29 protein-coding genes are annotated in these 26,330 nt (G+C 40.4%); 15 read left to right on the top strand and 14 right to left on the bottom strand.

Going from position 1 to position 26,330, the window contains the following annotated elements:
* Nucleotides 1–8 precede the first annotated feature (8 nt).
* Nucleotides 9–740 carry a hypothetical protein gene (locus BUA60_RS04600; protein ID WP_072860513.1) on the top strand — a complete coding sequence of 244 codons (732 nt, stop codon included), beginning with the start codon at nucleotides 9–11 and terminating at the stop codon, nucleotides 738–740.
* Here BUA60_RS04600 and BUA60_RS04595 read toward each other — a convergent pair.
* Nucleotides 723–1,346, bottom strand: coding sequence for a thioredoxin family protein (locus BUA60_RS04595; RefSeq protein WP_072860512.1), 624 nt, complete (start codon nucleotides 1,344–1,346; stop codon nucleotides 723–725). The two genes, BUA60_RS04600 and BUA60_RS04595, sit on opposite strands and share 18 nt — an antisense overlap.
* A 119-nt stretch (nucleotides 1,347–1,465) precedes the next feature.
* On the bottom strand, nucleotides 1,466–2,401 hold the full coding sequence (locus tag BUA60_RS04590) for a YitT family protein (RefSeq protein WP_072860511.1): 936 nt from the start codon (nucleotides 2,399–2,401) through the stop codon (nucleotides 1,466–1,468).
* 220 nt (nucleotides 2,402–2,621) lie between these two features.
* Here BUA60_RS04590 and BUA60_RS04585 point away from each other — a divergent pair, with 220 nt between their 5' ends.
* The 6 genes from BUA60_RS04585 (at nucleotide 2,622) to BUA60_RS04560 (ending at nucleotide 7,281) form a co-directional block, all read left to right on the top strand.
* The gene (locus tag BUA60_RS04585; RefSeq protein WP_245802494.1) at nucleotides 2,622–3,155 is read left to right on the top strand and encodes a rhodanese-like domain-containing protein; all 534 of its coding nucleotides are present in this window, start codon (nucleotides 2,622–2,624) and stop codon (nucleotides 3,153–3,155) included.
* A gap of 162 nt (nucleotides 3,156–3,317) precedes the next feature.
* Nucleotides 3,318–3,929, top strand: a complete 612-nt coding sequence (locus BUA60_RS04580; RefSeq protein WP_072860509.1) for a TIGR04282 family arsenosugar biosynthesis glycosyltransferase — start codon at nucleotides 3,318–3,320, stop codon at nucleotides 3,927–3,929.
* Between the two features lie 6 nt (nucleotides 3,930–3,935).
* Nucleotides 3,936–4,751, top strand: a complete 816-nt coding sequence (locus tag BUA60_RS04575) for a purine-nucleoside phosphorylase (RefSeq protein WP_072860508.1) — start codon at nucleotides 3,936–3,938, stop codon at nucleotides 4,749–4,751.
* 59 nt (nucleotides 4,752–4,810) lie between these two features.
* The gene (gene arsM, locus BUA60_RS04570) at nucleotides 4,811–5,776 is read left to right on the top strand and encodes an arsenosugar biosynthesis arsenite methyltransferase ArsM (protein WP_072860507.1); all 966 of its coding nucleotides are present in this window, start codon (nucleotides 4,811–4,813) and stop codon (nucleotides 5,774–5,776) included.
* Nucleotides 5,777–5,837: 61 nt separating this feature from the next.
* Nucleotides 5,838–6,593: a DUF547 domain-containing protein gene (locus tag BUA60_RS04565; RefSeq protein WP_072860506.1), complete on the top strand. Its 756-nt coding sequence runs from the start codon at nucleotides 5,838–5,840 to the stop codon at nucleotides 6,591–6,593.
* Nucleotides 6,580–7,281, top strand: coding sequence for a TIGR04283 family arsenosugar biosynthesis glycosyltransferase (locus tag BUA60_RS04560; protein ID WP_072860505.1), 702 nt, complete (start codon nucleotides 6,580–6,582; stop codon nucleotides 7,279–7,281). The genes BUA60_RS04565 and BUA60_RS04560 overlap by 14 nt, the downstream gene beginning before the upstream one ends.
* Before the next feature lie 6 nt (nucleotides 7,282–7,287).
* On the opposite strand, the gene BUA60_RS04555 is transcribed toward BUA60_RS04560, so the two are convergent.
* Nucleotides 7,288–8,334: an N-acetylmuramoyl-L-alanine amidase family protein gene (locus tag BUA60_RS04555; RefSeq protein WP_072860864.1), complete on the bottom strand. Its 1,047-nt coding sequence runs from the start codon at nucleotides 8,332–8,334 to the stop codon at nucleotides 7,288–7,290.
* Nucleotides 8,335–8,493: 159 nt separating this feature from the next.
* Nucleotides 8,494–9,495 carry a glycoside hydrolase family 113 gene (locus BUA60_RS04550; protein WP_072860504.1) on the bottom strand — a complete coding sequence of 334 codons (1,002 nt, stop codon included), beginning with the start codon at nucleotides 9,493–9,495 and terminating at the stop codon, nucleotides 8,494–8,496.
* A 204-nt stretch (nucleotides 9,496–9,699) separates the two neighbouring features.
* Between BUA60_RS04550 and trmB the strand changes: the two genes are divergently transcribed.
* From trmB to BUA60_RS04515, 7 genes are all read left to right on the top strand, one after another.
* The gene (trmB, locus tag BUA60_RS04545; RefSeq protein ID WP_072860503.1) at nucleotides 9,700–10,371 is read left to right on the top strand and encodes a tRNA (guanosine(46)-N7)-methyltransferase TrmB; all 672 of its coding nucleotides are present in this window, start codon (nucleotides 9,700–9,702) and stop codon (nucleotides 10,369–10,371) included.
* A gap of 3 nt (nucleotides 10,372–10,374) precedes the next feature.
* Nucleotides 10,375–11,004 (top strand): LysE family transporter, encoded by a 630-nt coding sequence (locus BUA60_RS04540; RefSeq protein ID WP_031445577.1) that lies wholly within the window; start codon nucleotides 10,375–10,377, stop codon nucleotides 11,002–11,004.
* On the top strand, nucleotides 11,004–11,339 hold the full coding sequence (locus tag BUA60_RS04535) for an MGMT family protein (RefSeq protein WP_072860502.1): 336 nt from the start codon (nucleotides 11,004–11,006) through the stop codon (nucleotides 11,337–11,339). The genes BUA60_RS04540 and BUA60_RS04535 overlap by 1 nt, the downstream gene beginning before the upstream one ends.
* Before the next feature lie 166 nt (nucleotides 11,340–11,505).
* Nucleotides 11,506–12,648, top strand: coding sequence for an Mrp/NBP35 family ATP-binding protein (locus tag BUA60_RS04530; RefSeq protein WP_072860501.1), 1,143 nt, complete (start codon nucleotides 11,506–11,508; stop codon nucleotides 12,646–12,648).
* A gap of 2 nt (nucleotides 12,649–12,650) precedes the next feature.
* Nucleotides 12,651–12,893 carry a NifU family protein gene (locus BUA60_RS04525; RefSeq protein ID WP_072860500.1) on the top strand — a complete coding sequence of 81 codons (243 nt, stop codon included), beginning with the start codon at nucleotides 12,651–12,653 and terminating at the stop codon, nucleotides 12,891–12,893.
* Nucleotides 12,894–12,962: 69 nt separating this feature from the next.
* Entirely contained in the window at nucleotides 12,963–14,021 is a 1,059-nt protein-coding gene (locus BUA60_RS04520; RefSeq protein WP_072860499.1) for an NAD(P)/FAD-dependent oxidoreductase, read from the top strand.
* Between the two features lie 70 nt (nucleotides 14,022–14,091).
* Complete coding sequence (locus BUA60_RS04515) at nucleotides 14,092–14,421, top strand: 2Fe-2S iron-sulfur cluster-binding family protein (protein ID WP_072860498.1); 330 nt, start codon at nucleotides 14,092–14,094, stop codon at nucleotides 14,419–14,421.
* Between the two features lie 140 nt (nucleotides 14,422–14,561).
* On the opposite strand, the gene BUA60_RS04510 is transcribed toward BUA60_RS04515, so the two are convergent.
* The 5 genes from BUA60_RS04510 to BUA60_RS04490 all read right to left on the bottom strand — a co-directional run bounded on the left by BUA60_RS04510 (nucleotide 14,562) and on the right by BUA60_RS04490 (nucleotide 20,241).
* Nucleotides 14,562–16,298, bottom strand: coding sequence for an ABC transporter ATP-binding protein (locus BUA60_RS04510; protein ID WP_072860497.1), 1,737 nt, complete (start codon nucleotides 16,296–16,298; stop codon nucleotides 14,562–14,564).
* Between the two features lie 171 nt (nucleotides 16,299–16,469).
* A complete protein-coding gene (locus BUA60_RS04505; protein ID WP_072860496.1) occupies nucleotides 16,470–17,231 on the bottom strand; it encodes an SGNH/GDSL hydrolase family protein in 762 nt (253 codons plus the stop codon).
* Nucleotides 17,232–17,538: 307 nt separating this feature from the next.
* Complete coding sequence (locus BUA60_RS04500; protein ID WP_072860863.1) at nucleotides 17,539–18,180, bottom strand: hypothetical protein; 642 nt, start codon at nucleotides 18,178–18,180, stop codon at nucleotides 17,539–17,541.
* A 144-nt stretch (nucleotides 18,181–18,324) separates the two neighbouring features.
* Nucleotides 18,325–18,699 carry a DUF779 domain-containing protein gene (locus BUA60_RS04495; protein WP_072860495.1) on the bottom strand — a complete coding sequence of 125 codons (375 nt, stop codon included), beginning with the start codon at nucleotides 18,697–18,699 and terminating at the stop codon, nucleotides 18,325–18,327.
* Between the two features lie 18 nt (nucleotides 18,700–18,717).
* Entirely contained in the window at nucleotides 18,718–20,241 is a 1,524-nt protein-coding gene (locus BUA60_RS04490; RefSeq protein ID WP_072860862.1) for an aldehyde dehydrogenase family protein, read from the bottom strand.
* 248 nt (nucleotides 20,242–20,489) lie between these two features.
* On the opposite strand from BUA60_RS04490, the gene BUA60_RS04485 reads away from it, so the two are divergent.
* Nucleotides 20,490–21,407, top strand: coding sequence for an AraC family transcriptional regulator (locus BUA60_RS04485; protein WP_072860861.1), 918 nt, complete (start codon nucleotides 20,490–20,492; stop codon nucleotides 21,405–21,407).
* Between the two features lie 176 nt (nucleotides 21,408–21,583).
* Here the strand turns inward: BUA60_RS04485 and BUA60_RS04480 are convergent, their stop codons facing one another.
* The 5 genes from BUA60_RS04480 to BUA60_RS04460 all read right to left on the bottom strand — a co-directional run bounded on the left by BUA60_RS04480 (nucleotide 21,584) and on the right by BUA60_RS04460 (nucleotide 26,297).
* Nucleotides 21,584–22,651, bottom strand: coding sequence for a dipeptidase (locus BUA60_RS04480; protein WP_072860494.1), 1,068 nt, complete (start codon nucleotides 22,649–22,651; stop codon nucleotides 21,584–21,586).
* Between the two features lie 63 nt (nucleotides 22,652–22,714).
* A complete protein-coding gene (locus tag BUA60_RS04475; protein ID WP_072860493.1) occupies nucleotides 22,715–23,824 on the bottom strand; it encodes a D-TA family PLP-dependent enzyme in 1,110 nt (369 codons plus the stop codon).
* 19 nt (nucleotides 23,825–23,843) lie between these two features.
* Nucleotides 23,844–24,308, bottom strand: a complete 465-nt coding sequence (locus BUA60_RS04470; protein WP_072860492.1) for a RidA family protein — start codon at nucleotides 24,306–24,308, stop codon at nucleotides 23,844–23,846.
* Nucleotides 24,309–24,322: 14 nt separating this feature from the next.
* Complete coding sequence (locus tag BUA60_RS04465) at nucleotides 24,323–25,639, bottom strand: gluconate:H+ symporter (protein WP_072860491.1); 1,317 nt, start codon at nucleotides 25,637–25,639, stop codon at nucleotides 24,323–24,325.
* 82 nt (nucleotides 25,640–25,721) lie between these two features.
* Complete coding sequence (locus tag BUA60_RS04460) at nucleotides 25,722–26,297, bottom strand: phosphatase PAP2 family protein (RefSeq protein WP_072860490.1); 576 nt, start codon at nucleotides 26,295–26,297, stop codon at nucleotides 25,722–25,724.
* Between the last annotated feature and the right edge of the window lie 33 nt (nucleotides 26,298–26,330).

The raw sequence follows: 26,330 nt of genomic DNA, 5'->3' as shown, positions 1-26,330 counted from the left end.
ATATCACTATGAATTTAAACCGTAAACAACTTTCTTTCTTAATAACATTCTTTTCCATGGCCTTGGTGGTACTAGGTTTATACAACATCCACTTGGGGCAAGAAGAAAAGGAAGAGTATGTTATTGAATTAAGTTTGTTGGAAGAGGAGGATCTGGAAAAGGAAATTGAAGAAGAAATAAAGGAAATGGAGGAAATGGCCAAGGCAGATCCCGTTAAAAGCCATATGGCCTATAACGAGGCCAATAAACCCAGTTTTGGCAACCCCGAGCCACTCAAAACACTGGAGGAAATATTGGAGGAACAGGAACTGTCCGCCGATAGTGACGATCCTACCGACTACCTTAGCACCGACTCGGAATATGCGGCAAGAGTAAAGGAATTGGCTAGGAGAAGAAGGGAAAAACAAGAACTTTTGGGAGAAAAGGAAGCTAGTAAAGAAGTAATGACCAACAATTTGGCCAAAAGACGGACTTCTATTTCCTATTCCTTGGTAGACAGGAGGCATACCAGCCTTCCCATACCTATTTATACCTGTATAGAAGGAGGTAAAGTAGTCATTAATATAAAGGTTGACCCGTTGGGAAAGGTCATAGAGGCCGATGTAAACAAAAAAAGTTCCAGCACCCTAAATGGTTGTCTTGTGGATAACGCCATTGAATATGCCTTAAAATCCAAATTTAATGCCGGAGAAAAGGCTGAACAAATGGGCACCATTACTTATCTATTTCAAGAAAAGTAAAGATAAAAGGTCGCTCACCGTATTCTGCCCCTTATCCTTATTATACCACAGCTGCAGATCCTGCTTAAATTCTGCCGTTAACTTCCCATATTTACTTTTGTAATCCTGCACCATTTTAGTTGCAATGGACGGACGTGAGCCCCATTCCCCTGTAACCTTGCCCGTAGTTTCATCAATGGCGATCAATTTTGGAATGGCCATAGCACCATTGGACAAAAACTGCTCCATTAGTTCTAGGTTGTCATCGCGCAATACAAGCCTTAACGAAATATTCCCATTTAAATCCGCAATCTTATTCATTACAGGTAGGGTTTGGGCAGCATCGCCACACCAACTCTCAGTAAGTACCAACCAGGTAGTTTTTTTATCTACTCCTTTAATTTTGGCTTCCGAATTAACATCGATCTTAATGGTCTTGTCCAAACGTTTCATCCGTTGATCGTTCAGACGTGTATAATCGCTCAATTCCTGACTTTCTACTGATCCAGTTGATTTTCCCTCTAAAGCTAAATTGGAAACCATTAACCTGTAATCCAAATAACTCATGGACGACTTTAAACTATCACGAATCAATTCACCTTTCGTTTTCTGTACTGCTTGTTCCATAAAAATGTAATCCTATTTGCTCCCAAAATTAGCCCTTCTCCAAGCAGCAATTGGTAACAATAGTTACATTGGTAGCAATACTCCCGCAATACTTACATATTTGTGGAATAATTGGAATTTTAGTGGTTCAAAGCCCGCTTTTTAATCATCCCACCTTTAGTGTCATTTATACTGTTCATTACAACAAAGGCATTTGGATCTATCTTTTCCAGTTCGGTATTTAGTTTACTAATCTCCAGCCTGGTAATTACCGCATAAATAATGTCGTACTCATTATGTACACCGCTTTTACCGTAACCGCCATGACCCTTATAGATGGTGAGGCCCCTTCCCAGTTTTTCCGTAATCATTAGTCTAATTTCCTCACTACGGGCAGATATAATGGTAACTCCAGTGTACTCCTCTATCCCATCCACCACAAAATCCAAGGTTTTCGAAGCCGATAAATAGGTCAACATGGAATAAAGGGCAGTTTCCAGAGAAAGGAAATAGGCAGCGGCCAAGAATATTATAATATTTATTACAATTATATTATCCCCAATTTTGGTCCTTAATTTCCTACTCAGATAAATGGCAAGTACCTCGGTGCCATCCAAGACACCGCCTCCCCTAATGGAAAGACCGATACCAGCACCTAGGAAAAATCCACCAAAAACAGCTACTAAAAGCTTGTCCTCGGTAACTTCCGGGAAGTGTACCGTGGCCAAAACTATGGCCAGACCTATAATTGCCAAAGAGGCCTTAACGGCAAATTGTTTGCCTATCACCCTATAACCAAGAAATATAAATGGAATATTGACAAGAATAATCAATATATATAAGGGTATAGACGAGATTTCCGAGATCAAAAGTGAGATTCCCGTTGCCCCACCATCAATAAAACTATTAGGCAATAGAAAACTCTCCAAACCAAAAGCAGCAGAAAAAATCCCCGCTATAATAAACAAGGCATCATGTATGTCAGCAAAAATCCCAACCCTAAACCTTCTGGATTTTTTCCAATAGGAATAGATGTTGGATTTAAAGTCATGACTCTTTTTCTTTTTATCGGGCATATAATAATATTAAAATGAGATTTATCAATAGCAAAGACAGATTACAAGGACAACAGCAAAATATTTTAAAGCTTTACAAAAAAACAAATTGCGCAGTTACCGAACGGTGAAATTAAAAAATCAAATTTTAATAATGGAGTTCCTTTAAGTCATAAATAAAATTAATTTGTGGCCCATTGGCTAACCCTTAAGGTTATATTACCAATATACTATCTTTGCCATGCGATTATATCTTCAAATGAAATATCTGTTCCATATCCTCATAAGCCTCATTTTTCTTTGCGGACTTCGCGGTCAAAGTGAGATAGACAAGACCTTAAGGAAGTTCAACAACAACAACTGCGTGCCTTATATAGCGGCGGAAGGTTTAACAAGGAATACCCAGTTTCTGCTCTTGGATACCAGGGAAAAAGTTGAATTTGAGGTAAGCCATATAGCCAAGGCCATCTGGGTAGGCAATAAAAATTTTGATACAGACACTATTTTAGCCATTGTTCCTGACAAAAATAGGCCTATCGTGGTCTATTGCTCCATAGGGATCCGATCAGAAAAAGTCGGGGAAAAGCTCCTAAAAAATGGTTATAAAGAAGTCTACAACCTTTATGGCGGTATTTTTGAATGGAAAAATAAGGGTTTTCCAGTGTATGATTCCATTGGACAAGAGACGGATAGAGTGCATGCCTATAACAGGCATTGGGGCAAAATGTTGAACAATGCCACCAAAGTATACGGACATAAAAAACACAATAATTGAATGCCTATATCACCAAAAGACACCATTCAGCCCTGACGAGGGCCAAGGATATAGGGGCCTATGCAATTCTCAATTTCTTGCCTACAATTAAGTAATGAATACAAACCTATAACGACCATTAAGACCAAGTCCGTTAAATTAATAAGATATTCAACAGTCCAAATGAGCCACCCCAAAGACTTACTCATAATCTTTACACGCAACCCCGAACTTGGCCGGTGCAAGACCAGATTGGCGGCAACTGTGGGCGATGTGAGTGCCCTAAACATATATAAATTTTTACTTAATCACACCAAGAATATTACCCGGGACTTAAATATTGCGAAATGGGTCTACTATTCCGATGATATTTGGGAAAATGATATTTGGGATAGATCCGTTTATGAAAAAAAAGTACAATCCGGTAATGATTTGGGCGAGCGTATGTCCAATGCCTTTAGGGAAGGATTTAATGTGGGCCATGAAAAAATTATTATTATTGGCAGTGATATGTACGATTTAAACCAAAATGATCTATTGGAAGCTTTTAATCTCTTGGATCATCACGATTACGTAATAGGCCCAGCTATTGACGGCGGCTATTATTTACTGGGGATGAAAGTCTTTAACCCAGCTGTGTTTGAAGATAAAATCTGGGGCTCGGATACTGTATTGGAAGACACAATACAGGATCTGAATAATATGAACTACGGCTTGTTGGCTGCCAAAAATGATATTGACTACTTTGAAGATATTAAGGATATTGAAATCTTCCGAACCTTTTTAAAAAACTGAAATTATATGACGGGCAAAATACTTAAAGAATCTACTGATTATTTAATTGGAAAAGGCTTTGAAACCCCTGAAATTGGAATTGTACTGGGAACTGGCCTAGGCAAACTGGCAGATGAAATTGAGAATCCGATAGAAGCGCACTACAACCATATTCCTTATTTTCCTTTGGCTACCGTAGAATTCCATTCCGGGAAATTGATCTATGGAATCCTGGAAGGCAAAAAAGTGGTAGTGATGCAGGGCAGGTTTCACTTTTACGAAGGATATGACCTCTTGGACGTTACCTACCCTATCCGGGTAATGCAAATGTTGGGAATAAAAAAACTATTTATCTCCAATGCTGCCGGGGCCATCAACCCCAATTTCAAAAAAGGCGACCTTATGCTCATCGAGGACCACATTAACCTTCAGGGCGGGTCTCCCTTGGCATTTAAAAACGTAAGCCAATTTGGAGATCGTTTTACAGATATGAGCGAACCATATGACATTCCTATGCGCAAAATTTTGGAGAAAATAGCCAAAAAGGAAAACATTACCCTGCAGAAGGGGGTTTACGCCTCCGTGGTAGGGCCTCAACTGGAAACTAAGGCGGAATATAGAATGCTAAAAATTATTGGCGCCGATGCCGTTGGTATGAGCACTGTGCCAGAGGTCATCGTGGCCAATCACTTAAAATTACCAGTAGTAGCCGTATCGGTACTAACGGACGAATGCGATCCTGACAACCTAAAACCCGTCAACATTTCCGAAATAATTGCAATTGCAGGGAAAACCGAACCAAAAATGATAAAATTATTTAGGGAATTGATCAAGGAAATTTAGTTGTGAGCGGTGAAGAAAGGAAATTACAAGCCCAATGATAAACATTTAAGCATAAACACATGAGCTATTTGGAAGCAACAAACGAATTATATAGAAATGCCGCATTGACCCCTGATGTTGGACTGTGCTGTACCACAAATCCAATTTGGCAATTCCCGGGATTGTCCATCCCCAAAATTATGCAGGAGATGAACTACGGTTGTGGAAGTACGGTTTCTGCCCAGGACTTGATCAACAATCCAAAGGTGCTCTATGTAGGGGTCGGAGGTGGAATGGAGTTGTTGCAGTTTTCATATTTTTCCAGGCAAGTAGGCGGGGTAACCGGAGTTGATGTTGTGGATGAAATGTTGGAAGCTTCCAAAGAAAACTTCAAAATTGCGGAACAGGAAAACCCATGGTTCAAGAGCGAGTTTGTAAACCTGGTAAAAGGAGATGCCCTACACCTGCCTATTGAGGACGAAAGTATTGACGTTGCGGCTCAGAACTGTCTGTTCAACATCTTTAAGACGGAAGAATTGAAAAAAGCGGTTGCGGAGATGTATCGTGTATTAAAACCTCATGGAAGATTGGTTATGAGCGACCCTATATGTGAACAGCCCATGAACGAAACCCTTCGTAACGATGACCGACTAAGGGCCCTTTGCTTAAGTGGGAGTATCCCGCTGAAGGAGTACATAAAAGTATTGACCGATGCTGGTTTTGGAACCATTGAAATTAGGGCACGAAAATCGTACCGTGTTCTCTCTCCCAATCACTATCCAACAGACGAGTTGATCTTTATTGAATCTATTGAAATAGCTGCAATAAAAGACCCTATGCCCAAAGATGGGCCCTGCGTTTTTACTGGAAAAACAGCTATCTACTACGGGAATGAGGAATATTTTGATGATAAAAATGGTCATGTTCTAATGCAAAACCAGCCCTTGGCCGTATGTGACAAAACCGCAGCCGCCCTAGAAAAAAGCAACGCTGAAATCCATATTAGCAAAAGTACATGGCATTATAATGGCGGAGGCTGTTGTTAATCATCAATTTAATGTAAGGTTTAAGTGCTTGGGCACACTAATTAAAGGTAAATAATATTCCATGCGCCTTAAATTATCGATATTTCTGATACTACTTTTAATGGGCAGTGTTCATGGTGTTTCCCCTGCCTCAAGGTATACACCAAATAACAAGCCTGAAATTGAATTTCAAATAGATCATTCCAAATGGGATATTTTGCTTAAAAGGCATGTAGACGATGCAGGAAATGTTGATTATAAAAGCTTTACCAAAGATATTAAGGTACTACAGAATTACTTGGATTATTTGGCCATAAACCGGCCAGTAGATGGGGCTCCCAAACCCCAAAAACTTGCATATTATATTAACCTATATAATGCCGCTACCGTAAAACTTATTTTGGACAATTACCCTACCAAAAGTATTAAGAATATCAAAAATCCATGGGGGAAAGATATCGTGCAAATGGGAGATGAAAAGATTTCTTTGGGCGATCTGGAACATAAAATACTGCGTAAAATGGATGAACCGCGAATTCATTTTGCCATTAACTGTGCCTCCTATTCCTGTCCCAAATTATTGAACACAGCTTTTACTGCCACCAATCTCGAGAACCTGCTGGAACAAACGGCAAAAGATTTTATCAATGACCCAAAAAGAAACGTCCTAACAAAGGAAAAAGCCTCCCTATCCGAAATTTTTAACTGGTACAAAAAAGATTTCACAAAAAACGGTTCCTTGATAGATTACCTTAACCAATATGCCGATCAAAAATTGACTTCCAATACCAAAATAAGTTATTTGGACTATAATTGGGGATTAAATGAAATTGAGTAATACCATAAGCATAATAATCCCAACCCTAAATGAGGCTGCCCATATTGGCAATTTGTTGGAGTATTTAAAAGCAAACAGCAACCCCAAGAACATCAAGGAAATAATTGTAGTGGATGGAGACAGTAAGGATGGCACCCCAAGCTTGGCAAAAACTTTAGGAGCAAGGATTATTACCTCAGAAATGGGGCGTGCCAAACAAATGAACAAGGGAGCGGAATTGGCCACAGGCCATGTCCTTTACTTTTTACATGCCGACACCTATCCGCCAAAAGACTTTGACCTTTATATTCTAAAGGCAGTTCATCACAATATATCTTCTGGTTGTTTTAGGATGAAATTCGACACCTCCAAAAAGTTTTTACAATTCTTCGCCTGGTTCAGTAGAATAAACCATAAGTTATGTAGGGGCGGAGATCAATCGCTGTTTATCATTAAGGATCTATTCCATAAATCGGGTGGGTTTAATGAAAACTATATCATATACGAGGATACGGAATTCATCGGGCGCCTTTACAAAATATCAAATTTTGCAGTTCTGCCACAAAGCGTAATAACCTCCGCAAGAAAATATGAAAAGTATGGTTCTTATAAATTGCAATATCACTTTGGAATAATTCACTTGAAGAATTTATTGGGTTTTGGCCCCGATCAATTGTATAAGTATTACAAGAAAAATATTGCCCCTTAAATATCCCTAATTTCTATTGTCAAAATCCAACAATACCCCTTCCGAAATCCATTTGGCAAGGGCCTGTCTATTGTCCGGATCCAGGATACGTTTTTGGTCCTTTTTATTTTTAATATTCCCAATTTCTATATAGGCCATGGCAGGCAAGGTATTTTTAACCAAATACAGGCCACTGCGATCTGCGAAAGTGCCCTCATAATTCCTGTTAGGTTGATATTGCCTATATTTTTTCAAAAAAGTTTCATGGATACTTTCCGCCAAACGCTTGCCGTTTTTACTGTTCTCATGATGATAGAAAAACACGTCTATATTTTGACCCCTACTTCGGCTATCCACATGGGTTACAATTAACCGCTGATATTTCCCCGAATTTTCCAAATACAGTTTGTTCACTACATCCACACGCTGCTTTAATCGCAACAATTGATTCAAGGGTATTTCCTCATTGGGATAGGCCACCTCGTCCCTATCTATTTCCAAAACGCGCTGATCCCTTATACCGTCATTGGGATCCCTGATTATGATATAGGTCTTTGCCCCATGGGAAATGAGCTCCTTGGCAAGTCGCAACGTAATATCATAGGCATACTCGTCCTCAGCTATAATTTTGCCCTCATATTTTTCAATAGCACCGGGATCAGGCCCGCCATGACCTGATATTAAATAATAAATGGCACCCTGTAACTTGTTACTTTTGATTTCTGTGGAAGCGTAATCCTTTCCAAAAATATCATCGTTGAGGATATTGGATACGGTCTTAATTTCGGTAGTCTTTTTTGCAACGGTTTCGGCTATTGGAACGGTATCTGCGGGTACAGGAGGTATAATATACTCCCTGCCCTCATAAAGATGCATGCTATCCCGCAAATTATCTTGGTTAAGATCCACAAAATGTCCGTAGTGCCTCACCGGATTAATCCCCTGCTTCCTGAGTATGGAATAGATACCATCTCCCTTTTCCGCAATTACGGTCTTGACGGACGTTTGGGAAATTAACGGGAGCCATAACAAGGCCCCGATCCAAGTTAAAATAAAAGTTCTATTGGCAGACACGATATATATTTTGTACAAAGATTATCAAAAATACTGCCGAATTCCAAAAACATTCCAAAATGAAGGGATTCTTGATCAGTATAATCCTAAAATTTCGGCTTATCCCTTACCATGAAATACATAAATTATATAAATACTGGATAAATTGGGAGTGAAGTATCAATGAATCTTATAAAAACTCTTTATCACCTCTTGTGCCGGCTTATTCTGAGGGGTAAATCGGTTATCATTTATTCCACCGGCCTTTTCGTGATCAATAAACCATTTCCAAACAAATCCTCCGGCAAACCAATCCTCACTCCAAAATTCTTCAAAAATGGCTTTGGTTGCGTTGGTTTGGGCCTCAAGATTAACATCGTCCTTACTGTGGTCTACCAACCATGGTTTCTTGGCAGTATAATCATTGCTTCTATATCCGTATTCAGTGAAGATAATGGGTTTATTCTTGGCCTTGGACAAAGATCTTATTTTCTCTTTGTGCGGTTGCCAACCCTTTCTTAATTGTTCCACGGTTGGAGTTTTCTCATCGCTTAGCGGAAAGTAGGCATCTATCCCTATAAAATCCAGATCCTCCCAAAAAGGGGTTCTTCCATATTCGTCCCAATTGGCCGCATAGGTGAGTTTTCCCTTATATACACTTCTGATTTTTTGGATCAATTCGCTCCAATACCCCGGTCTTTGACTTACAAATTGCTCCAGCTCGGTCCCTATACAAAATGCGTCCGCATTTGTTTCTTGGGCCAAAGTAGCGTAGGCAAGTATAAATTTATCATAAGAAGCCTCCAGGGCCTTCCAGTTTTCTTCGGATTTCATTTTTAAATTACCTGTAAATGCTCCTCTGGAAATCCAAATCTGAGGCTTCAACATTACCTTTAGGCCATTCTGGTGCAAAATATCTATATATTGTCTAGCTCCGGTCCTTGTTTCCCCGAACCATTGCCTTGAGGTATCAAAAATTATTTCTGGCGAGTCTGCATTCCTAATAAATCCAAAGGGCATTACCGCTGCACATTTGGCATTAACATTCCTAACAGCATCTATATGTTCCTGGGCTACCTTTTCGCGAGAGGCAACAAAGCTTACGCCGTTAAATTTCTCCATTGCCTGGCCACTACAACCAAGTTGCAATAACAATAATAATAAAAGTCCTAATTTTTGCATTAACCATAGATTACAGCCCTAATTTACTCCTTTTCCCGTTCATTATAAAAATTAGCTGGATAACATCTGTTAAATATTGGACCCGACCTTTATCATTTATACTTCCCCATTAATTTAGGATAACATTTAACAACGGACCACTACTACCTAAGAAACAAATTTAGATTTCATTAGCTTTGCCAGAAATTAAATTATAAATCAACAGTGGGAAGTAAGAATAAGCTGAAGCGATTCAAGGAGAATGAAACTTTTAGGAATGTAATTCAACCCACTAGGGAAGAAATCACAAATGGTTCGTTTTCCCTTAAGGGGAAATGGAATGAATTTTTCGGCAATGACAATCCCCTGGTTTTGGAATTGGGCTGTGGCAAAGGCGAATATACCATTGGGATGGCCAAGCAAAATAAAAGCAAAAACTTCATTGGTATAGATATCAAGGGTGCGCGATTTTGGCGTGGGGCCAAAACGGGAATCGAAGAGAATGTGACCAATGCCGCCTTTTTAAGAACCCAGATAGAATTAATTGACGGGCTTTTTGCTCCCGATGAAGTTTCCGAAATTTGGATTACCTTTCCCGACCCCCAAATTAAATATAAACGCACCAAGCATAGACTTACCAACGAGGTTTTTTTGGAAAAGTACAGATTGATTTTAAAGGAAGACGGAACAGTTAATCTAAAGACCGATAGCGAATTTATGCATGGCTATACCTTGGGCCTTTTACACGGTAAAGGTTACGAAGTGCTTTATGCCAATCACGATATATACAAAAACGAAGGTAGCCCTAGAGAAGTGCTGGAAATACAAACTTTCTATGAAAAGCAGTATCTTGAAAAGGGAAAACCAATCACCTATATCAAATTTAGAATAAGGTAAACCATGGAGCATTTGCTTACCCTTTTTTTTGCTACTTTTTCAGCGGCCTTCATGGCCACGGTACCACCGGGCCTATTGAATATGAACGCCGCCAAGATAAGTGTGGAAAAGGGTAAGACCAACGGAATTATTTTTAGTCTTGGGGTATCTACCATGATCATTATTCAGGCCTATATTTCAGTGCTGATTTCCAAATTTCTATTCAAAAACCCCGAAATTATAGACCTGCTATTAAAAATAGCACTTATTGTCTTCGCCTTTTTTGCCATCTACTTCTTTGTAAAGGCCAAGAAAAAAAAGCTGAATCGACCAAAAATTGTCAAGGTAAGCAAGAAAAATAGTTTCTTTAAAGGGATATTGTTAGCCGCGCTAAATCTATTGACCATCCCTTATTACAGTGGATTGAATGCCATGTGGAACGCTTCGGGATGGATACAATTCCAATTTCGCGATATAGCCACGTTTATCCTCGCTGCCGGCTGTGGCACTTTTACGGTACTCTATCTATACACGGTCTACTTCACCAAATTGGAGACCAAAAACAATGGGTTTTCAAAAAATTCCAATTATATCTTAAGCGCCCTAATGATGCTGTTGTTGGTAATTACCTTAATTCGTATTTTCTATACCTGATGAAACCCGAAAATGAGAACTTCTTTGAAAAAGTATATGCCGTTGCCAGGCAAATTCCATATGGGCGGGTTACCTCTTATGGTGCCATCGCCAAATATCTAGGAACGGCCAGAAGTGCCAGAATGGTGGGCTGGGCCATGAACGGCTCCCATAAAATTGGAGATATCCCCGCCCATAGGGTGGTTAACCGGAAAGGGTTATTAACTGGAAAACATCATTTTGATGGCACTAATTTAATGCAGCAGTTATTGGAAAATGAGGGAATAAAAGTAGTGGATAATCAAATTATGGATTTTGAAAATCTCTTTTGGGATCCCTGGAAGGAATTACAGTAATATCCTTGATTACAATTGCCAATAATTATGGATAATTCCCAGCATATAGAGGATACTTATCGCCTTATTTTACTTTTCAATTACCTTCCTTCCTAATCTCGCTCCTAAGCCCTATCTTTGTAATTTAGAATCAGTTTTAATAATGACTGAATAAGAATAGTTTAGGATGAAATTAGACAAGAAAGACATACTTAAAGCCCTAGAAAACATCACTGTCCCAGGAGAAGGACAGAATATGGTAGAAAGTGGCGCGGTTAAAAATATTATGGTTTTTGGGGACGAGGTAGTTGTTGATATTACCATTTCCAACCCAAGTTTACAGGCACGAAAGAAAACCGAGGTGGAGATTTTGAAGGTGATACACGAGAAGGTGTACAACAAGGCCAAGATAACCGTGAACGTAAAAGTTGACGCACCCGCTGCCAAGCCCAAAGCCAACGAGATAAAGGGGAAACCCATTCCAGGCATTAAAAATATTATTGCTGTTGCTTCTGGAAAAGGAGGGGTAGGAAAATCCACGGTCACAGCAAATTTGGCTGTCACCTTGGCTAAAATGGGATTTAAGGTGGGAATATTGGATGCGGACATTTATGGTCCTTCCATGCCCATCATGTTCGATGTTGCCCAAGAAAAACCCTTGGCAGTAAATATTGAAGGAAAATCCAAAATGAAGCCAATAGAAAATTATGGCGTAAAACTCCTATCCATTGGTTTTTTCACCCAACCCAATCAGGCAGTAATCTGGAGGGGGCCCATGGCTGCCAAAGCGCTCAACCAAATGATTTTTGATGCCCATTGGGGAGAATTGGACTTTATGTTGCTGGATCTTCCTCCAGGGACAGGGGATATACATCTAAGCATCATGCAATCCTTACCAATTACAGGTGCAGTGGTAGTAAGCACACCACAAGAAGTAGCATTGGCAGATGCCCGTAAAGGTGTGGCCATGTTCCAACAAGATTCCATTAATGTACCGGTGCTGGGAATCGTAGAAAATATGGCGTATTTTACACCAGAAGAATTGCCCAACAACAAATATTATATTTTTGGAAAAGAAGGTGCCAAGCATTTGTCAGAAGACTTAAATGTTCCTTTTTTAGGAGAGATACCTTTGGTACAAAGTATTAGGGAGGCTGGTGATGTAGGAAGGCCGGCGGCACTGCAAACGGCAACGGCAATTGAAACCGCCTTTGAGGAACTTACAAAAAATGTGGTCCGGGAAGTGGTGGATAGAAACAAAAGTTTACCTCCAACGGAGGCTATTAAAATAACTACAATGGCAGGTTGTTCGGCTGTTAAAAAGAAGTAATTATGACATCTATTGAACTTAAAAACAACGTTGAAAAGGCTTTGGAGGAAATCCGTCCTTTTTTGCAAAGTGATGGAGGGGATATTTCCCTAATTTCCATAGACAATGATAATTCGGTCAAGGTAAAATTGGAAGGGGCCTGTGTAGGCTGTTCGGTAAACCAAATGACCCTAAAAAGTGGTGTGGAAATGACCATAAAAAAATATGCCCCACAAATTCAAGAGGTCATAAATGTGGTTCAATAACCTGACTTTTATCATAATCCAATCCTAATTCCTTTTATAGCTTTGTAGCTATTTTAAGTTCTTTTTTCCATGATTAAAACAGATATTCTGATTATAGGTGCAGGCCCAACCGGTCTTTTTGCGGTTTTTGAAGCAGGCCTGTTGCAGCTTAAATGCCATTTAATAGACGCGTTGCCACAAGCAGGTGGGCAGTGTTCCGAAATATATCCAAAAAAGCCTATTTACGATATTCCGGGATTCCCTGAAGTACTGGCAGGTGATCTGGTCAATAACCTTATGGAGCAGATAAAAGCCTTCCAACCAGGATTTACCTTAGGGGAGCGGGCAAATACTATTGAAAAATTGGAAGACGGCACCTTTTTGGTAACCACCAATAAGGGTACCAAGCACAATGCCCCAATCGTGGCCATTGCTGGCGGCCTTGGCAGTTTTGAACCTAGAAAACCCTTGATAGACAAAATAAAGGATTATGAAGACAAGGGTGTGGCCTATTTTATAAAGGATCCAGAAGTATATCGCAATAAAAAAGTTCTGATTGCCGGTGGAGGCGATTCTGCCCTGGACTGGAGTATCTTTTTAGCCGATGTTGCCTCGGAAGTAACCTTGGTACATAGAAGAAATGAGTTTAGAGGTGCTTTGGATTCTGTCGAGAAAGTACAATCCTTAAAAAATCTTGGAAAAATAAACCTTATTACCCCCGCCGAAGTGGTGGGTCTAAAGGGGTCCGGAAAATTAGAGGCCGTGGTAATCAACAAAACTGGGGATGTGGATGAAGAAATCACTAAGGAAGTAGACTATTTCATTCCCTTGTTCGGGCTATCGCCCAAGCTGGGACCTATAGCGGATTGGGGATTGGAAATTGAAAAGAATGCTATAAAAGTGGATACTTTCGATTACCAGACCAACATTCCAGGTATTTATGCTATTGGAGACGTAAATACCTATCCCGGAAAACTAAAATTGATCCTTTGCGGTTTTCACGAGGCAACCCTAATGTGTCAAAGTGCCTACCAGCGTATTTTCCCGGACAAAAAATATGTTATGAAATATACCACCGTAGGCGGTGTATCCGGTTTTGATGGAAGCAAAAAAGAAGCCCCCAAGGCAGTAGTAAAGGCCATTGATTAAAAAAAACCCTTAAATCCTAAAGTAAATCCCTTAAATTTGCTGGCTATTAGCAAAAAAGAATATTTCTGGCATGAGCGATGTTAAAATAAAAATTAAGGACAGGGATGGGGTTGTACACGAAGTAGATGCACCCACGGATATGAATATGAACCTTATGGAAATAGTTCGTTCGTACGAACTTGCCCCAGAAGGAACCATTGGGATATGTGGCGGTATGGCCATGTGCGCTTCGTGCCAGTGTTACATTGAGTCCGACCACCAATTGCCAGAGATGTCCGATGATGAGGACGCCATGCTTGCCGAAGCTTTCCATGTAAAGGATAACAGCCGCCTAGGCTGCCAAATCCATATCACTGAGGATTTGGAAGGCTTGGAAGTGGAGTTGGCCCCTGAGAGCTAATAATCATAATTTACATAAATCTTCAGGATTATAGTACACTAAATTTGCCCCAGCCTACTATTAAAGGTATTGCAGCGTGGTTGGCAGTTAACTTTGGATACCCAAATATCAGCGTAGATCCCAATTGTTTTATATAGAAATTAAATCCTCGCCTGATAGGTGAATAGGTTATAGTACCGTCCTTCTTTTGAAATTAATTCATCATGAGTGCCTTTTTCCGCAATCCTACCATCTTCTATTACAAGAATCTGGTTGGCTTTCCTTATGGTACTCAATCTGTGGGCAATGACAAATGTAGTCCTTCCTTCGGTTAGGGTGGCCAAACTTTTTTGAATCAGGGCCTCACTTTCGGTATCCAGATTGGAAGTAGCTTCGTCCAAAATCAAAATTTTTGGATTGGCCAAAACGGCTCTGGCTATAGCAATACGTTGCCGCTGTCCCCCAGAAAGCTTCACTCCGCGTTCCCCAATTAGAGTGTCCAACCCTTTTTCAAACCTATCGGTGAATTCATCCACATATGCGGCCTTAACGGCCTTTATCAATTCATCCTCCGTTGCATTGGGCCTTGGGAACATTATATTTTCCCTAATGGTACCCTCAAACAAAAATTCGTCTTGCAGAACAACTCCTAAATTCCGACGATAACTGCTCAAATCAACTTTGGAAAGATCCTGACCATCTACGGTAATGGTCCCGGAAAGCGGGTTTAAAAAAGTCGCTGCCAAACCGGCTATGGTAGATTTTCCTGAACCGGAGCTACCCACTAGGGCTACCACATTGCCCGACTTTACTTCAAAACTAACGTTGTGCAATACATCCTTATCCTCCTCATAGGCAAAAGAAACATCATTAAAGGCTATATCTCCCTTTATGTTTTCCAGAACAATTGTTCGTTCCTCTTCATTGGCCTCCGGGGTCATATTCATGAGTTCTTCCGTACGGTCCAAGCCTGCAAGTGCCTCTGTAAGCTGACTCCCTATATTGCTCATTTGTACAATAGGTGCTATCATGATACCCAAAACAAAGGTAAAGGACAAAAAATCCCCAAGGCTCAAGCCTTCGTACATTATTTTATACCCACCGATCCCCATAATTCCTGTAGTAGCAATTCCTATAAGAAAAGTGGATGAACTGGTCATAAAAGCCGTTGCCGTTAAGCTCTTTTTTACATTTTGAAACAACAACTCCACTCCATTCTCAAAAACTTTTGTTTCCTGTTCCTCTGCATTGAAACCTTTAATGACCCTAATTCCACTCAGGGTTTCTGTTAGCCTTCCCGTAACCTCAGCATTTATTTTTCCCCTATTTCTAAAAATAGGCCTGATAATCTTAAAGGCCTTTAAGGCTATAAAGGCAAAAATGGCCAAAGGAATAAAGGTAAAGAAGGTCATAGACGGACTAATCCACAACATGTAAACCAGGGCACCAATTGCCGTTATACTTCCTCCTACCAATTGGACCAACCCTGTGCCGATAAGGTTTCTTACCCCCTCCACGTCCGACATTATGCGGGAGACCAAAGCCCCTGATTTTGCATTATCAAAAAAACGGATGGGGAGCGAGAGTACTTTTTTCTGTACCTGTGCCCTTAGCTCGGAAATAAGGTATTGTGCCTGTACACTCAATATTTTTGTCAACAAAAAGGAGGTTACGGCCCTCACCAAAATGGACAGTATTACCAAACCGACCAATATTTTGAGCATGGTCATATCCTTGTTTGGAATAACATCGTCCATAAAATATTTTAGGGAAATAGGACCCACAAAATTTGCTGCGTTGCTTATAACGATCAGGAACAGCCCGATGAAAACCAAATTACGCCGTGGCCAAATTATTGTTTTAAAGGCGGTAAGAATACTAACTTTTTTATTGGACATTAGAAATTATGTTTTGATTGAGGGGATTTACAATGTATAAAAGTAATTAAAGTTATTGGTAGGCGAAGCATGAAACTTCCTCTGTTACTACTTAATTATAGCCTACAGCCATCCTTAAAAATGGGAAAAATTCCTAAGACTTGATCGCAAATTTAATTTAGTGGAATAGTCCTAATCAAAAATAGGAAGTACTAGGGGGTATAATTCATCTACAAATCGCTTATAGGCCTCCCCTGAAGGATGAAGGCCATCCCCTGCTACTAAATCAGGATTGGTCAATCCATGTCTTGTTATGTCCGTAATATTTACAAAAGGAACACCATTCTGCAAAGCCGTAGCCTTTGCAAAGGCATTGTATTCATCAATTTCTTTGGAAATTTTATCGGTATTTCTACCAGCCGCAAAAGGAGTATAGGCATAATCGGGAATGGAAATAACAACAACATTTTTAGGGTTGCCGTAAGCCAAGTCAATAGCCCGTTCCAAAAGTAAGGGAAACTCCTTGGTATAAATACTAAAACTTTTACCTTGATATTGGTTATTGACCCCGATCAAAAGGGTTACCAAATCATAACTAGGTAACAAAGTTCCTCTGTTGATGGCATCCCATAAATTATCTGTGCGCCATCCTGTAACGGCAATAATTTCGGTATTGACCGTTACTTTTAAACCCTGCTCCAGTCTATTCTTTAATTGGATTGGAAAGCTTTCTGCACTGGTAACGCTTGCACCAATGGTATAACTATCCCCCAAAGCCAAATAATTATAGGTCCCCGATTCATTTAAATGCGGTCCGACCGATTCATTCGATATGGTCGTAGTAGGCCCTGTTTCCAAAATATTGTCCATAGATGGTTCCATTGTGGACAACTCCCTTTCTTGGGAACATCCGAAGAAAACAATGGCAACGATAAATAGCAATGATAAACGCATCAAAAGTGTTTTATATAATTTACGAAAGAAAGGGCTAGGAGGTTTGCTCCCATTAAAAAAAGATCAAATCCTTTTTGACTCCAATAATGATGAACTTTAAAATCAAATATAAAACTACCTAAACCACCGCTGGTACCTTAATAAATAAAATCTGGTAAACTTGTCGCTATAGCGCTTGTGAATTACTTATTTCTTCTAGAATTTCGAAGCAATTTTAAGGAGTAAGGGATTAGGATAAGCAATAGGTTAATAATCAATAGATAGTAATATCCTTTCATTTTGGTCAGTGTTTGTGTTACTTATTGAGTTATTCCTTTATAATAATTATGGTGGCCTTGGACCCTGTAGATAGATTCCACATATTGGAATGTATCATTTTACCTTCATCATCATAAACATTTACTTGGGCCGTATTGGGACCTGACGTACCTTGGTTAAGAGCCTCAAAATCAATTCTATTAAAACCCTTCTGCAAATCTAAGTTAATTCCCTTAAAGGAACCTGTTAAAAAAATATTGGGTTCCACCACCTTATCGTTTAGCAATATTCTTACTCTGTCACCATCAACATATTCATGGTCGCGGCAAACAATTCCTACAAATTTCGCATTGCTTTTAATATCGCCCAAATACATATTGCCAAAAAACGTAGAAGAGCCCTCTTTTTCCTTTTCACCAACTTTTGGATCTATTTTTAAACCATAACCTGCCTGTACCAATTCCCTGTCCGGAAGCATCTTCACATTTCTGGCGGTAAGGGAATCCCTAAGGTTGGTAGTAGGTTTCAAGGTAATTATGGACGGCATTTTCAAAGCAGTACCCTGATTTGGGTTTTCGTTGACCCCTCTGTCCCCCTCTATTTTTAGAGGATTGGTGGTAGGCAGGTCTGTTTGGGACATACCCAACTGCGAAAATAGAAAAAGAACGAAAAATAAAAATACTATTCTCATATGGCCATTTAAGGTACCTATCAGTTGCAAAAATATCAAATACCTTGCCATGTGTGGCTAAAATGCTGTTAAATTCGCATGATAACAAAAAAACCGGTTTAAGGGCGAGCTTAAACCGGCATTGATAATCCAGGGGGAAATTCCCTAATTTTTGACTGTATCTACGGGACCCATTTGAAGAAGTTCGTCCTCTGTAAATAAACGGGACTTAATAACAAAGCGCAATCCCAGCGGTATTTCCAAGGAAAAACTGGAGCCCCGGCCTTTGGTGACATCTATGGTCAATTGGGTATGTTTCCAATATTCAAATTGATCCTTTGACATGTAGAAAGGACAATTTGCAATATCTCCTAAATACACATCGGTTTCATTAAGCATTAACTCCCCTTTTGGAAAACACATAGGCGAAGACCCATCACAACAACCTCCAGACTGATGGAACATGAGCTCTCCATGCTGTGACTTTAGCTGTTCCAATACCTGCCGCGCATTTTCTGAAATCAATACCCTCTTGACCATATCATTTTGTTTTAATTCTTAAAAGAATCCCAGTGCTTTTTTGTCGTAGGAAATGAGCATATTTTTAGTTTGCCTATAGTGGTTCAACATCATTTTATGGGTTTCCCTACCAATTCCGGACTTTTTATACCCTCCAAAAGGAGCATGTGCAGGATAGGTATGATAGCTATTTACCCAAACGCGACCGGCTTTAATGGCCCTTGCTACCTTATAAGCTTGGTGGGTGTCCCTTGTCCACACTCCAGCTCCCAGTCCATATAAAGTGTCATTGGCAATTTCAATGGCCTCTGCCTCATCCTTAAAGGTTGTTAGGCATACCACAGGACCAAAGATCTCTTCCTGAAAGACCCTCATTTTATTGTTTCCTTTTAAAATGGTTGGCTGAATGTAGTAGCCCCCTTCCAAACCTTCATTATAGGCTGCACTACCACCAGTAAGCACTTCACAGCCCTCCTCTTTTCCTATTTTGATATAGTTCAGGATTTTTTCATATTGATCATTGGAAGCCTGGGCACCCATCATGGTTTCAGGATCCAGCGGATGTCCCAACTTTATTTTATTGGTACGGGCTACGACCCGCTCAATAAATTTCTCATAAATACTTTCCTGTACCAAAATACGGGATGGAGAGGTACAAACTTCGCCTTGATTGAAGGCAAACATTGCGGCTCCCTCCAAACATTTGTCGAAGAATTCATCATCCGCCTCCATAATACTTTCAAAAAATACGTTGGGCGATTTGCCCCCCAATTCCAAAGTAACAGGGATTATATTTTTGGAGGCATACTGCATAATCAACTGCCCTGTGGTAGTCTCACCTGTAAATGCAATCTTATTAATCCTCGGGTTGGAAGCCAAGGGTTTGCCTGCCTCAATACCAAATCCGTTCACCACGTTAAGGACTCCTGCCGGCAATACATTTTCTATAAGTTCCATTAGCACAAGAATGCCCACTGGCGTTTGTTCCGCTGGTTTTAAAACTACACAGTTTCCAGCAGCCAGTGCAGGTGCCACCTTCCAAGCAGCCATAAGTAGTGGAAAATTCCAAGGAATAATTTGCCCAACAACCCCTAACGGCTCTGGAATATTTAACGAAACAGTATTGGCATCAAGTTCACTTGCAGTGCCTTCCTCGGCCCGTATAACTCCTGCAAAATAGCGAAAATGGTCTATAGCCAATGGCAGATCGGCTGCCATGGTTTCCCTGATGGGCTTCCCATTATCCCAGGTTTCGGCGCGTGCCAGGACCTCCAGGTTTTGCTCCATGATATCCGCTATCTTTAACAGCAAATTGCTCCTGGACGCCGCTGAGGAATTGTTCCATTCCGGTGCTGTTGCCCATGCAGCATCCAACGCCAGCTCAATATCTTCTGCGGTAGATCGTGCTATTTTGGTAAAACTATTGCCGTCCACAGGTGATATATTGTCAAAATACTCCCCTTTGGTGGGCGACACCCATTTACCCCCAATAAAGTTTTCATACTGACTTTTAAATACTGGTCTTTCAACCCTATTCTGTGTTGTGGTCTTTACATTTCCCATGATCCTATATTTTTGATTAATAATAAATTTCATTTTGCCAATCGCTATTGGCCACGCCATACTGTAAGTGTAAGTGGCTTGTTCTCAAATGTATGAAGCGTTTTTGTTAAAATTCTGACCCATCCTATCAATAACATGAACTATCCTATCAATTATTGTTTATATCCTAATATGAGGTAATAAATTTTGTATTTTTATCAAAATAACCTAGTTGAATTATAATTAATGATAATTTAAATATGTCCGGGATGCAGCTGTCCAACGCTTACTTTAATTATAGGAGATTGGAAACTTTGGTAGAGAATCAAACCACCTATACGTTGAACAATGCTGCCATGCACGTTTTCGAAACCCATCAGCAGGCGGAACAGATAATACTCCAGTTTGACCAACCCGTCCTGGCAAGTATGCTAAGTGGCAAGAAAATTATGCACCTTAGGGACCATGAGTCATTTAACTTCTTACCTGGTGAGTCGCTAATACTGCCATCCAAAGAAATAATGTGTATTGATTTTCCCGAAGCAAAGGCCAGCAACCCAACCCGTTGTCTAGCCATGGCCATTTCTGAAGATAAAATAAAGCAGATGTTGCGGGTAATGAATGAAACCATGCCCAAATTGGATGGCAAGGAATGGGCTTTAATGGATTATAACTTTCATTTCACCAATGATATCGGTCTCTATCAGATTTTACAGCGATTACTCTTTCTTTTCACAGAAAACCATCCTTCCAAGGACCTTTTTGTGGACAATATGTTAAGCGAATTGATCGTGCGGATCTTACAGAGCAATGAGCGCAAAATATATACTGAAAAAACGATGGAAATCAATAACAGCAGTAGGTTAGGGTATATAATCTCCTTTATTAGGGAAAACATATACCAGCCACTAAGCATAGAAACATTGAGCAAAAAGGCCCATATGAGCGAGTCCCACTTTTACAGGGTCTTTAAAAATGAACTTGGTATTTCTCCTGTAGAATTCATTAATAATGAACGAATTAAATTGGCCGTTAGCCTTTTGCAGGATCCGAAACGCACCATAAAAGAAGTTTTTATGGAATGTGGATTTGAAAGCAGGTCCTATTTTAACCGTGTATTCAAGAGAAAGAAAAATGTGTCCCCTGGTGAATATCAAGCCAAAGTGGTTCGGGAAAAGAGATATTAAATTTGGCAAATAAAAGGTATTAAACCTCAGGGCAAGTCCTGAACCCAATAATAGGAATCGACCCAAAGGTTGAGGTATTGAACCTAGATCCCGCCGAAAAAGGCGGGATTAGTTCACCTTTCAATTTTCAGTGCGTCTTACTGACTTCTCAAAATTGAGTTTCACTATTAAACCAATCAGTTACCCCACACCTTTCTTAGAAACCGAATAAAATTTTTACTCATTATATTTTCAACATCCGTTTCCGAATATCCTTTTCCCAATAAGAGGCCAGGTATCTTCTGAAGGTCCTCAATCGTATTTAGGTCGGCTGGACATTGCTCTTTACCAAAGCCTCCATCCAGATCGGTCCCTATTCCCACATGCAAGGAATTTCCTGCCAACTGGCAAACATGGTCTATGTTGTTGATCATCTGGGTCAAAGTTACATCCATTCCTTTTGGGGTAGAAATACCCCTCACCCAATTGGGGACCATCATCCAAGCGTCCAAGGCTATCCCTATAACCCCTTCCCTACCAATAAGTTCCATTAATTGTTCGTCAGAAAACTGCCTGTTGTGATCCACAAATTTTCGGCAATTGTTGTGGCTTGCCCAGACCGGACCTTGGTATACCTTCATGGTTTCCCAAAAACTAACATCGCATAAATGGGTAGCATCCAAAATTAGGTTTAACCGCTCTATCTCTTTTAATAGTTCCCTCCCTTTATGGCCAATACCCCCTACCGAATCCGTACCATGTGCATAGGTGCCAGGCCCATAATGCGCTGGCCCAATGGCCCTAAGGCCTTGTTCGTAGGAACGCTCCAAATGCTTTAGGGTTATTATGGAATCTGCCCCTTCCAAACTAAGGATATAACCAATTGGATTTTTATCCAAACCATTTTCCCATAGTTTTAAATGCGCATTCAATTGTTCCGTATTCCTAATTTGGACCATTTCCCCAATATCTTCCATAGCCCTATACCAAGCCAACTGTCCCTGAGTCTGTGCCCAGGCCTGGTAAGGAGAGTTCCATCCGGGCAAGGGGTTGTCCTTCTTTACATATCTTGCTATTTGGGTAGCTACACACAATCCTATATTCCCATTGCGCATAGCATTAAAAGACACTGTATTATTGGCCCTATCCGGTTTATCGGTCATGCCCTTTTCACTTTCCCTAATATCGGCCACAGTCCTTGTTAGGTCCCTGTTCCATTCCATGGCATTCATAGCCAGATCTAAATGGGCATCAAATACAAACATATTTTAAAATTTACCCCAACTGTAGGTCCAACCCAAAATTATAGGTCCTTTTAATGGAGAGGATTATATATTGATTTTAAGATTTCTTGCGGCTACCTGCCAGGCACCGCTTAAACTGCCATCAACTACTGTTAAGACTTCCTTATATTTGGCAACAGTAGGACAAATATGCACCGGAATGGCATAGGCGGCATCCCCTACCGCAAACATTTCGTCATTGGGGCATTGCACCATCAAATGCTCCTCACTCTGCCCTATTTGGGTGCAAGATTCCCCTTCCAGCAGCATTACTCGAGGAAAATTCATTTCTGAAGCCAAATGTTTATGGCCCAAATCGAAACATACCAAATTGGGGCTTGGCTTACTGATCACCCTGGTCAATAAAACAGCGGCAGGTAAAAATTCCATATCCTTGTAGGAGGCAGTATAACCAGCATCCCATAAAAGTGTTGTTCCCGGGCTAGTTTCCACCCCTTCGCGCTTTAAATGAATGGGAAAGGTTGGCGAACCACCGGCCACAATGGTAGGAACAGAGCAACCCAATTCCTCCAGATTTCCTTTCAAATCCAATACCGCTTCAAAATCTTCATTGCATTTCTTCTCTCTTTCAAGTAGCTCCTTATTGTGGATGTGCCCGTCGTATACGTGCAATCCTGCGGCCTTCAAATTGGGGTCTTCATATATTTTTTTATACAATTCCACAGCCTCGGCATTGGGTGGAATACCAGTTCTGTTCATCCCATTGTTTATATCCAACCAAAGAGGTACAACAATGCCTTTTTCCCTGGCAATTTTAGCAATTTTTTCAACAGTCCGCACATTATCAAAAATGGCAGAAAATTGACTATTTGGGAATTCCAAAATCAGCCTAAAAAATCGGTTTATATTGGGGCCCACAGGTTGTACGGCAAGTAGTATATCCGCTGCGCCGCAATTTCCCAAGAGTTCGGCCTCGGCAATGGTAGCACACTTAAATTTTTGGATACCTCTATTTAACTGTAGTTGAACAATCTCTGAGGTTTTATGTGTTTTTATATGTGGCCTAAGGTTTTGGGTACCACCGGCCATGGCTATCATGGTACTTATGTTTTTTTCTATCCTATCCGGATAAACCAAAAGTGCTGGGGTAATTATATCCTCTAAGTCCTTAATTTTATACCACTCCTTGTTCATTATAGCATTGGGTTTTGCATCAATAAAGCTCAAACATCGCCTCAACCTCAACGGGAATATTATCGGGTAGCATCATCCCAACAGCGCTACGTACACCAATGCCATTTTCCTTTCCAAATACATCGGCCATTAATTCACTAAAGCCATTTATTACAAAGGGTTGTTTTCCAAAATCTGGCGTGGAATTTACCATCCCCAAGACCTTTACTACCCGTTTTATTTTATCCAAGCTTCCAAAATGTGTCATAATTGTGGAAAGCATAGTAAGTCCAACCTGTCGAGCCGCCAGTTTGGCTTCATCGGCATTCATATCAAAACCTGCAATCCCGATCATTAAAGATCCATCGTTTTGAATTGGACCCTGGCCTGAAACATATAAAAACTTATCTACTACCAAAATAGGCCTATACACCCCGGCCGGTTTTGGGGCGGGAGGAAAAACCAATCCTAATTCCTTAATTTTTTCTGTGGGTGAACTACTCATAATTGATTCTTTAATTAAACAAATAAACTCAAGATCATAACTCCAATCAATCCCATTACGCCCACAGTGGTTTCCATTACTGTCCATGTTTTTAAAGTATCCTTAATGGAAAGGTTAAAATATTCCTTGAACAACCAGAAACCTCCATCGTTTACATGGGAAAGCATTAAACTCCCGGAACCTATGGCGAGTACCATTAATTCCGGACTCACCCCTGTAGCGCCTATTAGGGGCATTACTATGCCTGCAGTGGTAAGCCCGGCAACCGTTGCAGAACCCACACAGACCCTAATAACCGTTGCCACAAACCAGGCCAACAATAATGGTGAAACACTGGAGTCCTTAAGACTATCGGCTATGTACAAACTTACCCCACTGTCTATTAAAACCTCCTTTAGTGCCCCTGCTCCCGCGATTATGAGAAGCACCATGGTAATCCCGGAAATAGAGCTGGACATAGATCCCATAATATCGGCCATACGTTTACCCCTGGCCAAGCCCAAGGTATAAATGGCCACTAATACGGAAATCAACATTGCAATTACTGGATTTCCCAGAAAGTTTACAAAAGGCATAAATCCATAATCCTTGGGAAAAAATAGATCGGCTATAGTGGAAAACATGATTAAAATAATGGGAAGAAGGGCAGTAAAAATACTAATGTTTATCCCCGGCATTTCCTCTTCAGTTAAAACAGTGGGGTTTACAAAATCCTTTAAGGGAGTAGCATTGACATTTTTAATGGTGCGCGAAAACCATGGTCCGGCAACCGTAATGGCCGGAATGGCTATGATAATACCGTATAAAAGTGTTTTTCCCATATCTGCATTGAACATGGCGGTAATGGCCGTTGGGGCAGGGTGAGGAGGGAGATAGCCGTGTGTTACCGACAAGGAGGCTATCATTGGCAGGCCCACGTACAAAAGTGGTAATCCTGTTGAGGCGGTAATAGTAAAAATCAAGGGAATCAATATTACAAAGCCAACCTCATAGAACAATGGAATACCCACAATGAATCCAGTCAGCACCAAGGCCCATTGAATATTTTTAACACCAAATTTGGCCACCAACTTGGTAGTTATCTGTTGGGCTGCCCCGCTATCTGCCACCAGCTTGCCCAACATGGCCCCCAAACCCAAAATCATTACCAAGAATCCAAGGGTATTGCCTATTCCGTGCTCAATGGATTTTACCACCTGGTCCAAGTCCATTCCTTCCGCGATCCCCACGGCCAGCGATACAATTATAAATGCTATAAAGGCGTTAAGTTTAAATTTTGCAATGAGCAAGAAGAGCAGAAATAACCCTAGAACAACAATAAGTAGTGGCATAGTACTGGTTTGGTATTTGGTTGAATACAATTCTTAAATATACTATATCAACTAAAAAATTAATATCCTTTTTAAGAATAAATTAAAATTTATACAAAAAACTTAAAGAGTAGGTATTCTGATAAGTGGAAAAACCAAGGGACATTTGTTCCTTTTGATATGGTTTTGTAAAAATATAAGTGCTCCCAATGCCTATGGCCGCACCGGCAAAAACATCCCAGAAATCATGATAACCATCCGGGGCTTCGGTCCTACTTACCGCAACTAAACTGGCAAGCAGATATGCAGGGACCCCATAGCTCCACCCATACCTGCGCTGTATAAATGATGCTCCGGAAAAGGCGGAGGAAGTATGACCGGAAGGAAAGGAATCATAAAGCTTTCTACCTTCAGGCCTTTCTTTTTTGGTGAAATGTTTTAAGGAATAGGTCAATGCCATGGTAGTGCCATAAGAGAAGGCCAATTTTTTGGTACCCTTATAATCCCTATTTATCAAAGTCATGAGCCCAGCAGTTAGAGGCAGTGCCAATTGAAGGACGTCGCCGGTATCTTCCAACACGTATTCCCATTTCTCATGTCCTCCCTCTGTATCCTGGGAACAACACGCAATGGTTATAAAAAAACATGCACATACAAAGATTATCGACCATTTTTCCATAGACGAATTTTATAGTAACAGCTTCAAGATAAA

The organism is Arenibacter palladensis (assembly GCF_900129275.1).
Taxonomy (GTDB): domain Bacteria; phylum Bacteroidota; class Bacteroidia; order Flavobacteriales; family Flavobacteriaceae; genus Arenibacter; species Arenibacter palladensis.
This window is presented reverse-complemented; position numbering and strand designations above follow the sequence as displayed.

Coding starts and splice junctions, on each gene's coding strand:
- BUA60_RS04520 (WP_072860499.1), top strand. CDS start 12,963: ATGATTAAAACAGATATTCTGATTATAGGTGCAGGCCCAACCGGTCTT.
- BUA60_RS04590 (WP_072860511.1), bottom strand. CDS start 2,401: ATGCCCGATAAAAAGAAAAAGAGTCATGACTTTAAATCCAACATCTAT.
- BUA60_RS04600 (WP_072860513.1), top strand. CDS start 9: ATGAATTTAAACCGTAAACAACTTTCTTTCTTAATAACATTCTTTTCC.
- BUA60_RS04465 (WP_072860491.1), bottom strand. CDS start 25,639: ATGCCACTACTTATTGTTGTTCTAGGGTTATTTCTGCTCTTCTTGCTC.
- BUA60_RS04470 (WP_072860492.1), bottom strand. CDS start 24,308: ATGAGTAGTTCACCCACAGAAAAAATTAAGGAATTAGGATTGGTTTTT.
- BUA60_RS04530 (WP_072860501.1), top strand. CDS start 11,506: ATGAAATTAGACAAGAAAGACATACTTAAAGCCCTAGAAAACATCACT.
- BUA60_RS04515 (WP_072860498.1), top strand. CDS start 14,092: ATGAGCGATGTTAAAATAAAAATTAAGGACAGGGATGGGGTTGTACAC.
- BUA60_RS04510 (WP_072860497.1), bottom strand. CDS start 16,298: ATGTCCAATAAAAAAGTTAGTATTCTTACCGCCTTTAAAACAATAATT.
- BUA60_RS04575 (WP_072860508.1), top strand. CDS start 3,936: ATGACGGGCAAAATACTTAAAGAATCTACTGATTATTTAATTGGAAAA.
- BUA60_RS04525 (WP_072860500.1), top strand. CDS start 12,651: ATGACATCTATTGAACTTAAAAACAACGTTGAAAAGGCTTTGGAGGAA.
- BUA60_RS04475 (WP_072860493.1), bottom strand. CDS start 23,824: ATGAACAAGGAGTGGTATAAAATTAAGGACTTAGAGGATATAATTACC.
- BUA60_RS04480 (WP_072860494.1), bottom strand. CDS start 22,651: ATGTTTGTATTTGATGCCCATTTAGATCTGGCTATGAATGCCATGGAA.
- BUA60_RS04580 (WP_072860509.1), top strand. CDS start 3,318: ATGAGCCACCCCAAAGACTTACTCATAATCTTTACACGCAACCCCGAA.
- BUA60_RS04495 (WP_072860495.1), bottom strand. CDS start 18,699: ATGGTCAAGAGGGTATTGATTTCAGAAAATGCGCGGCAGGTATTGGAA.
- BUA60_RS04485 (WP_072860861.1), top strand. CDS start 20,490: ATGCAGCTGTCCAACGCTTACTTTAATTATAGGAGATTGGAAACTTTG.
- BUA60_RS04460 (WP_072860490.1), bottom strand. CDS start 26,297: ATGGAAAAATGGTCGATAATCTTTGTATGTGCATGTTTTTTTATAACC.
- BUA60_RS04565 (WP_072860506.1), top strand. CDS start 5,838: ATGCGCCTTAAATTATCGATATTTCTGATACTACTTTTAATGGGCAGT.
- BUA60_RS04505 (WP_072860496.1), bottom strand. CDS start 17,231: ATGCGTTTATCATTGCTATTTATCGTTGCCATTGTTTTCTTCGGATGT.
- arsM (WP_072860507.1), top strand. CDS start 4,811: ATGAGCTATTTGGAAGCAACAAACGAATTATATAGAAATGCCGCATTG.
- BUA60_RS04540 (WP_031445577.1), top strand. CDS start 10,375: ATGGAGCATTTGCTTACCCTTTTTTTTGCTACTTTTTCAGCGGCCTTC.
- BUA60_RS04585 (WP_245802494.1), top strand. CDS start 2,622: ATGCGATTATATCTTCAAATGAAATATCTGTTCCATATCCTCATAAGC.
- BUA60_RS04490 (WP_072860862.1), bottom strand. CDS start 20,241: ATGGGAAATGTAAAGACCACAACACAGAATAGGGTTGAAAGACCAGTA.
- BUA60_RS04500 (WP_072860863.1), bottom strand. CDS start 18,180: ATGAGAATAGTATTTTTATTTTTCGTTCTTTTTCTATTTTCGCAGTTG.
- BUA60_RS04560 (WP_072860505.1), top strand. CDS start 6,580: ATGAAATTGAGTAATACCATAAGCATAATAATCCCAACCCTAAATGAG.
- BUA60_RS04595 (WP_072860512.1), bottom strand. CDS start 1,346: ATGGAACAAGCAGTACAGAAAACGAAAGGTGAATTGATTCGTGATAGT.
- BUA60_RS04535 (WP_072860502.1), top strand. CDS start 11,004: ATGAAACCCGAAAATGAGAACTTCTTTGAAAAAGTATATGCCGTTGCC.
- BUA60_RS04550 (WP_072860504.1), bottom strand. CDS start 9,495: ATGCAAAAATTAGGACTTTTATTATTATTGTTATTGCAACTTGGTTGT.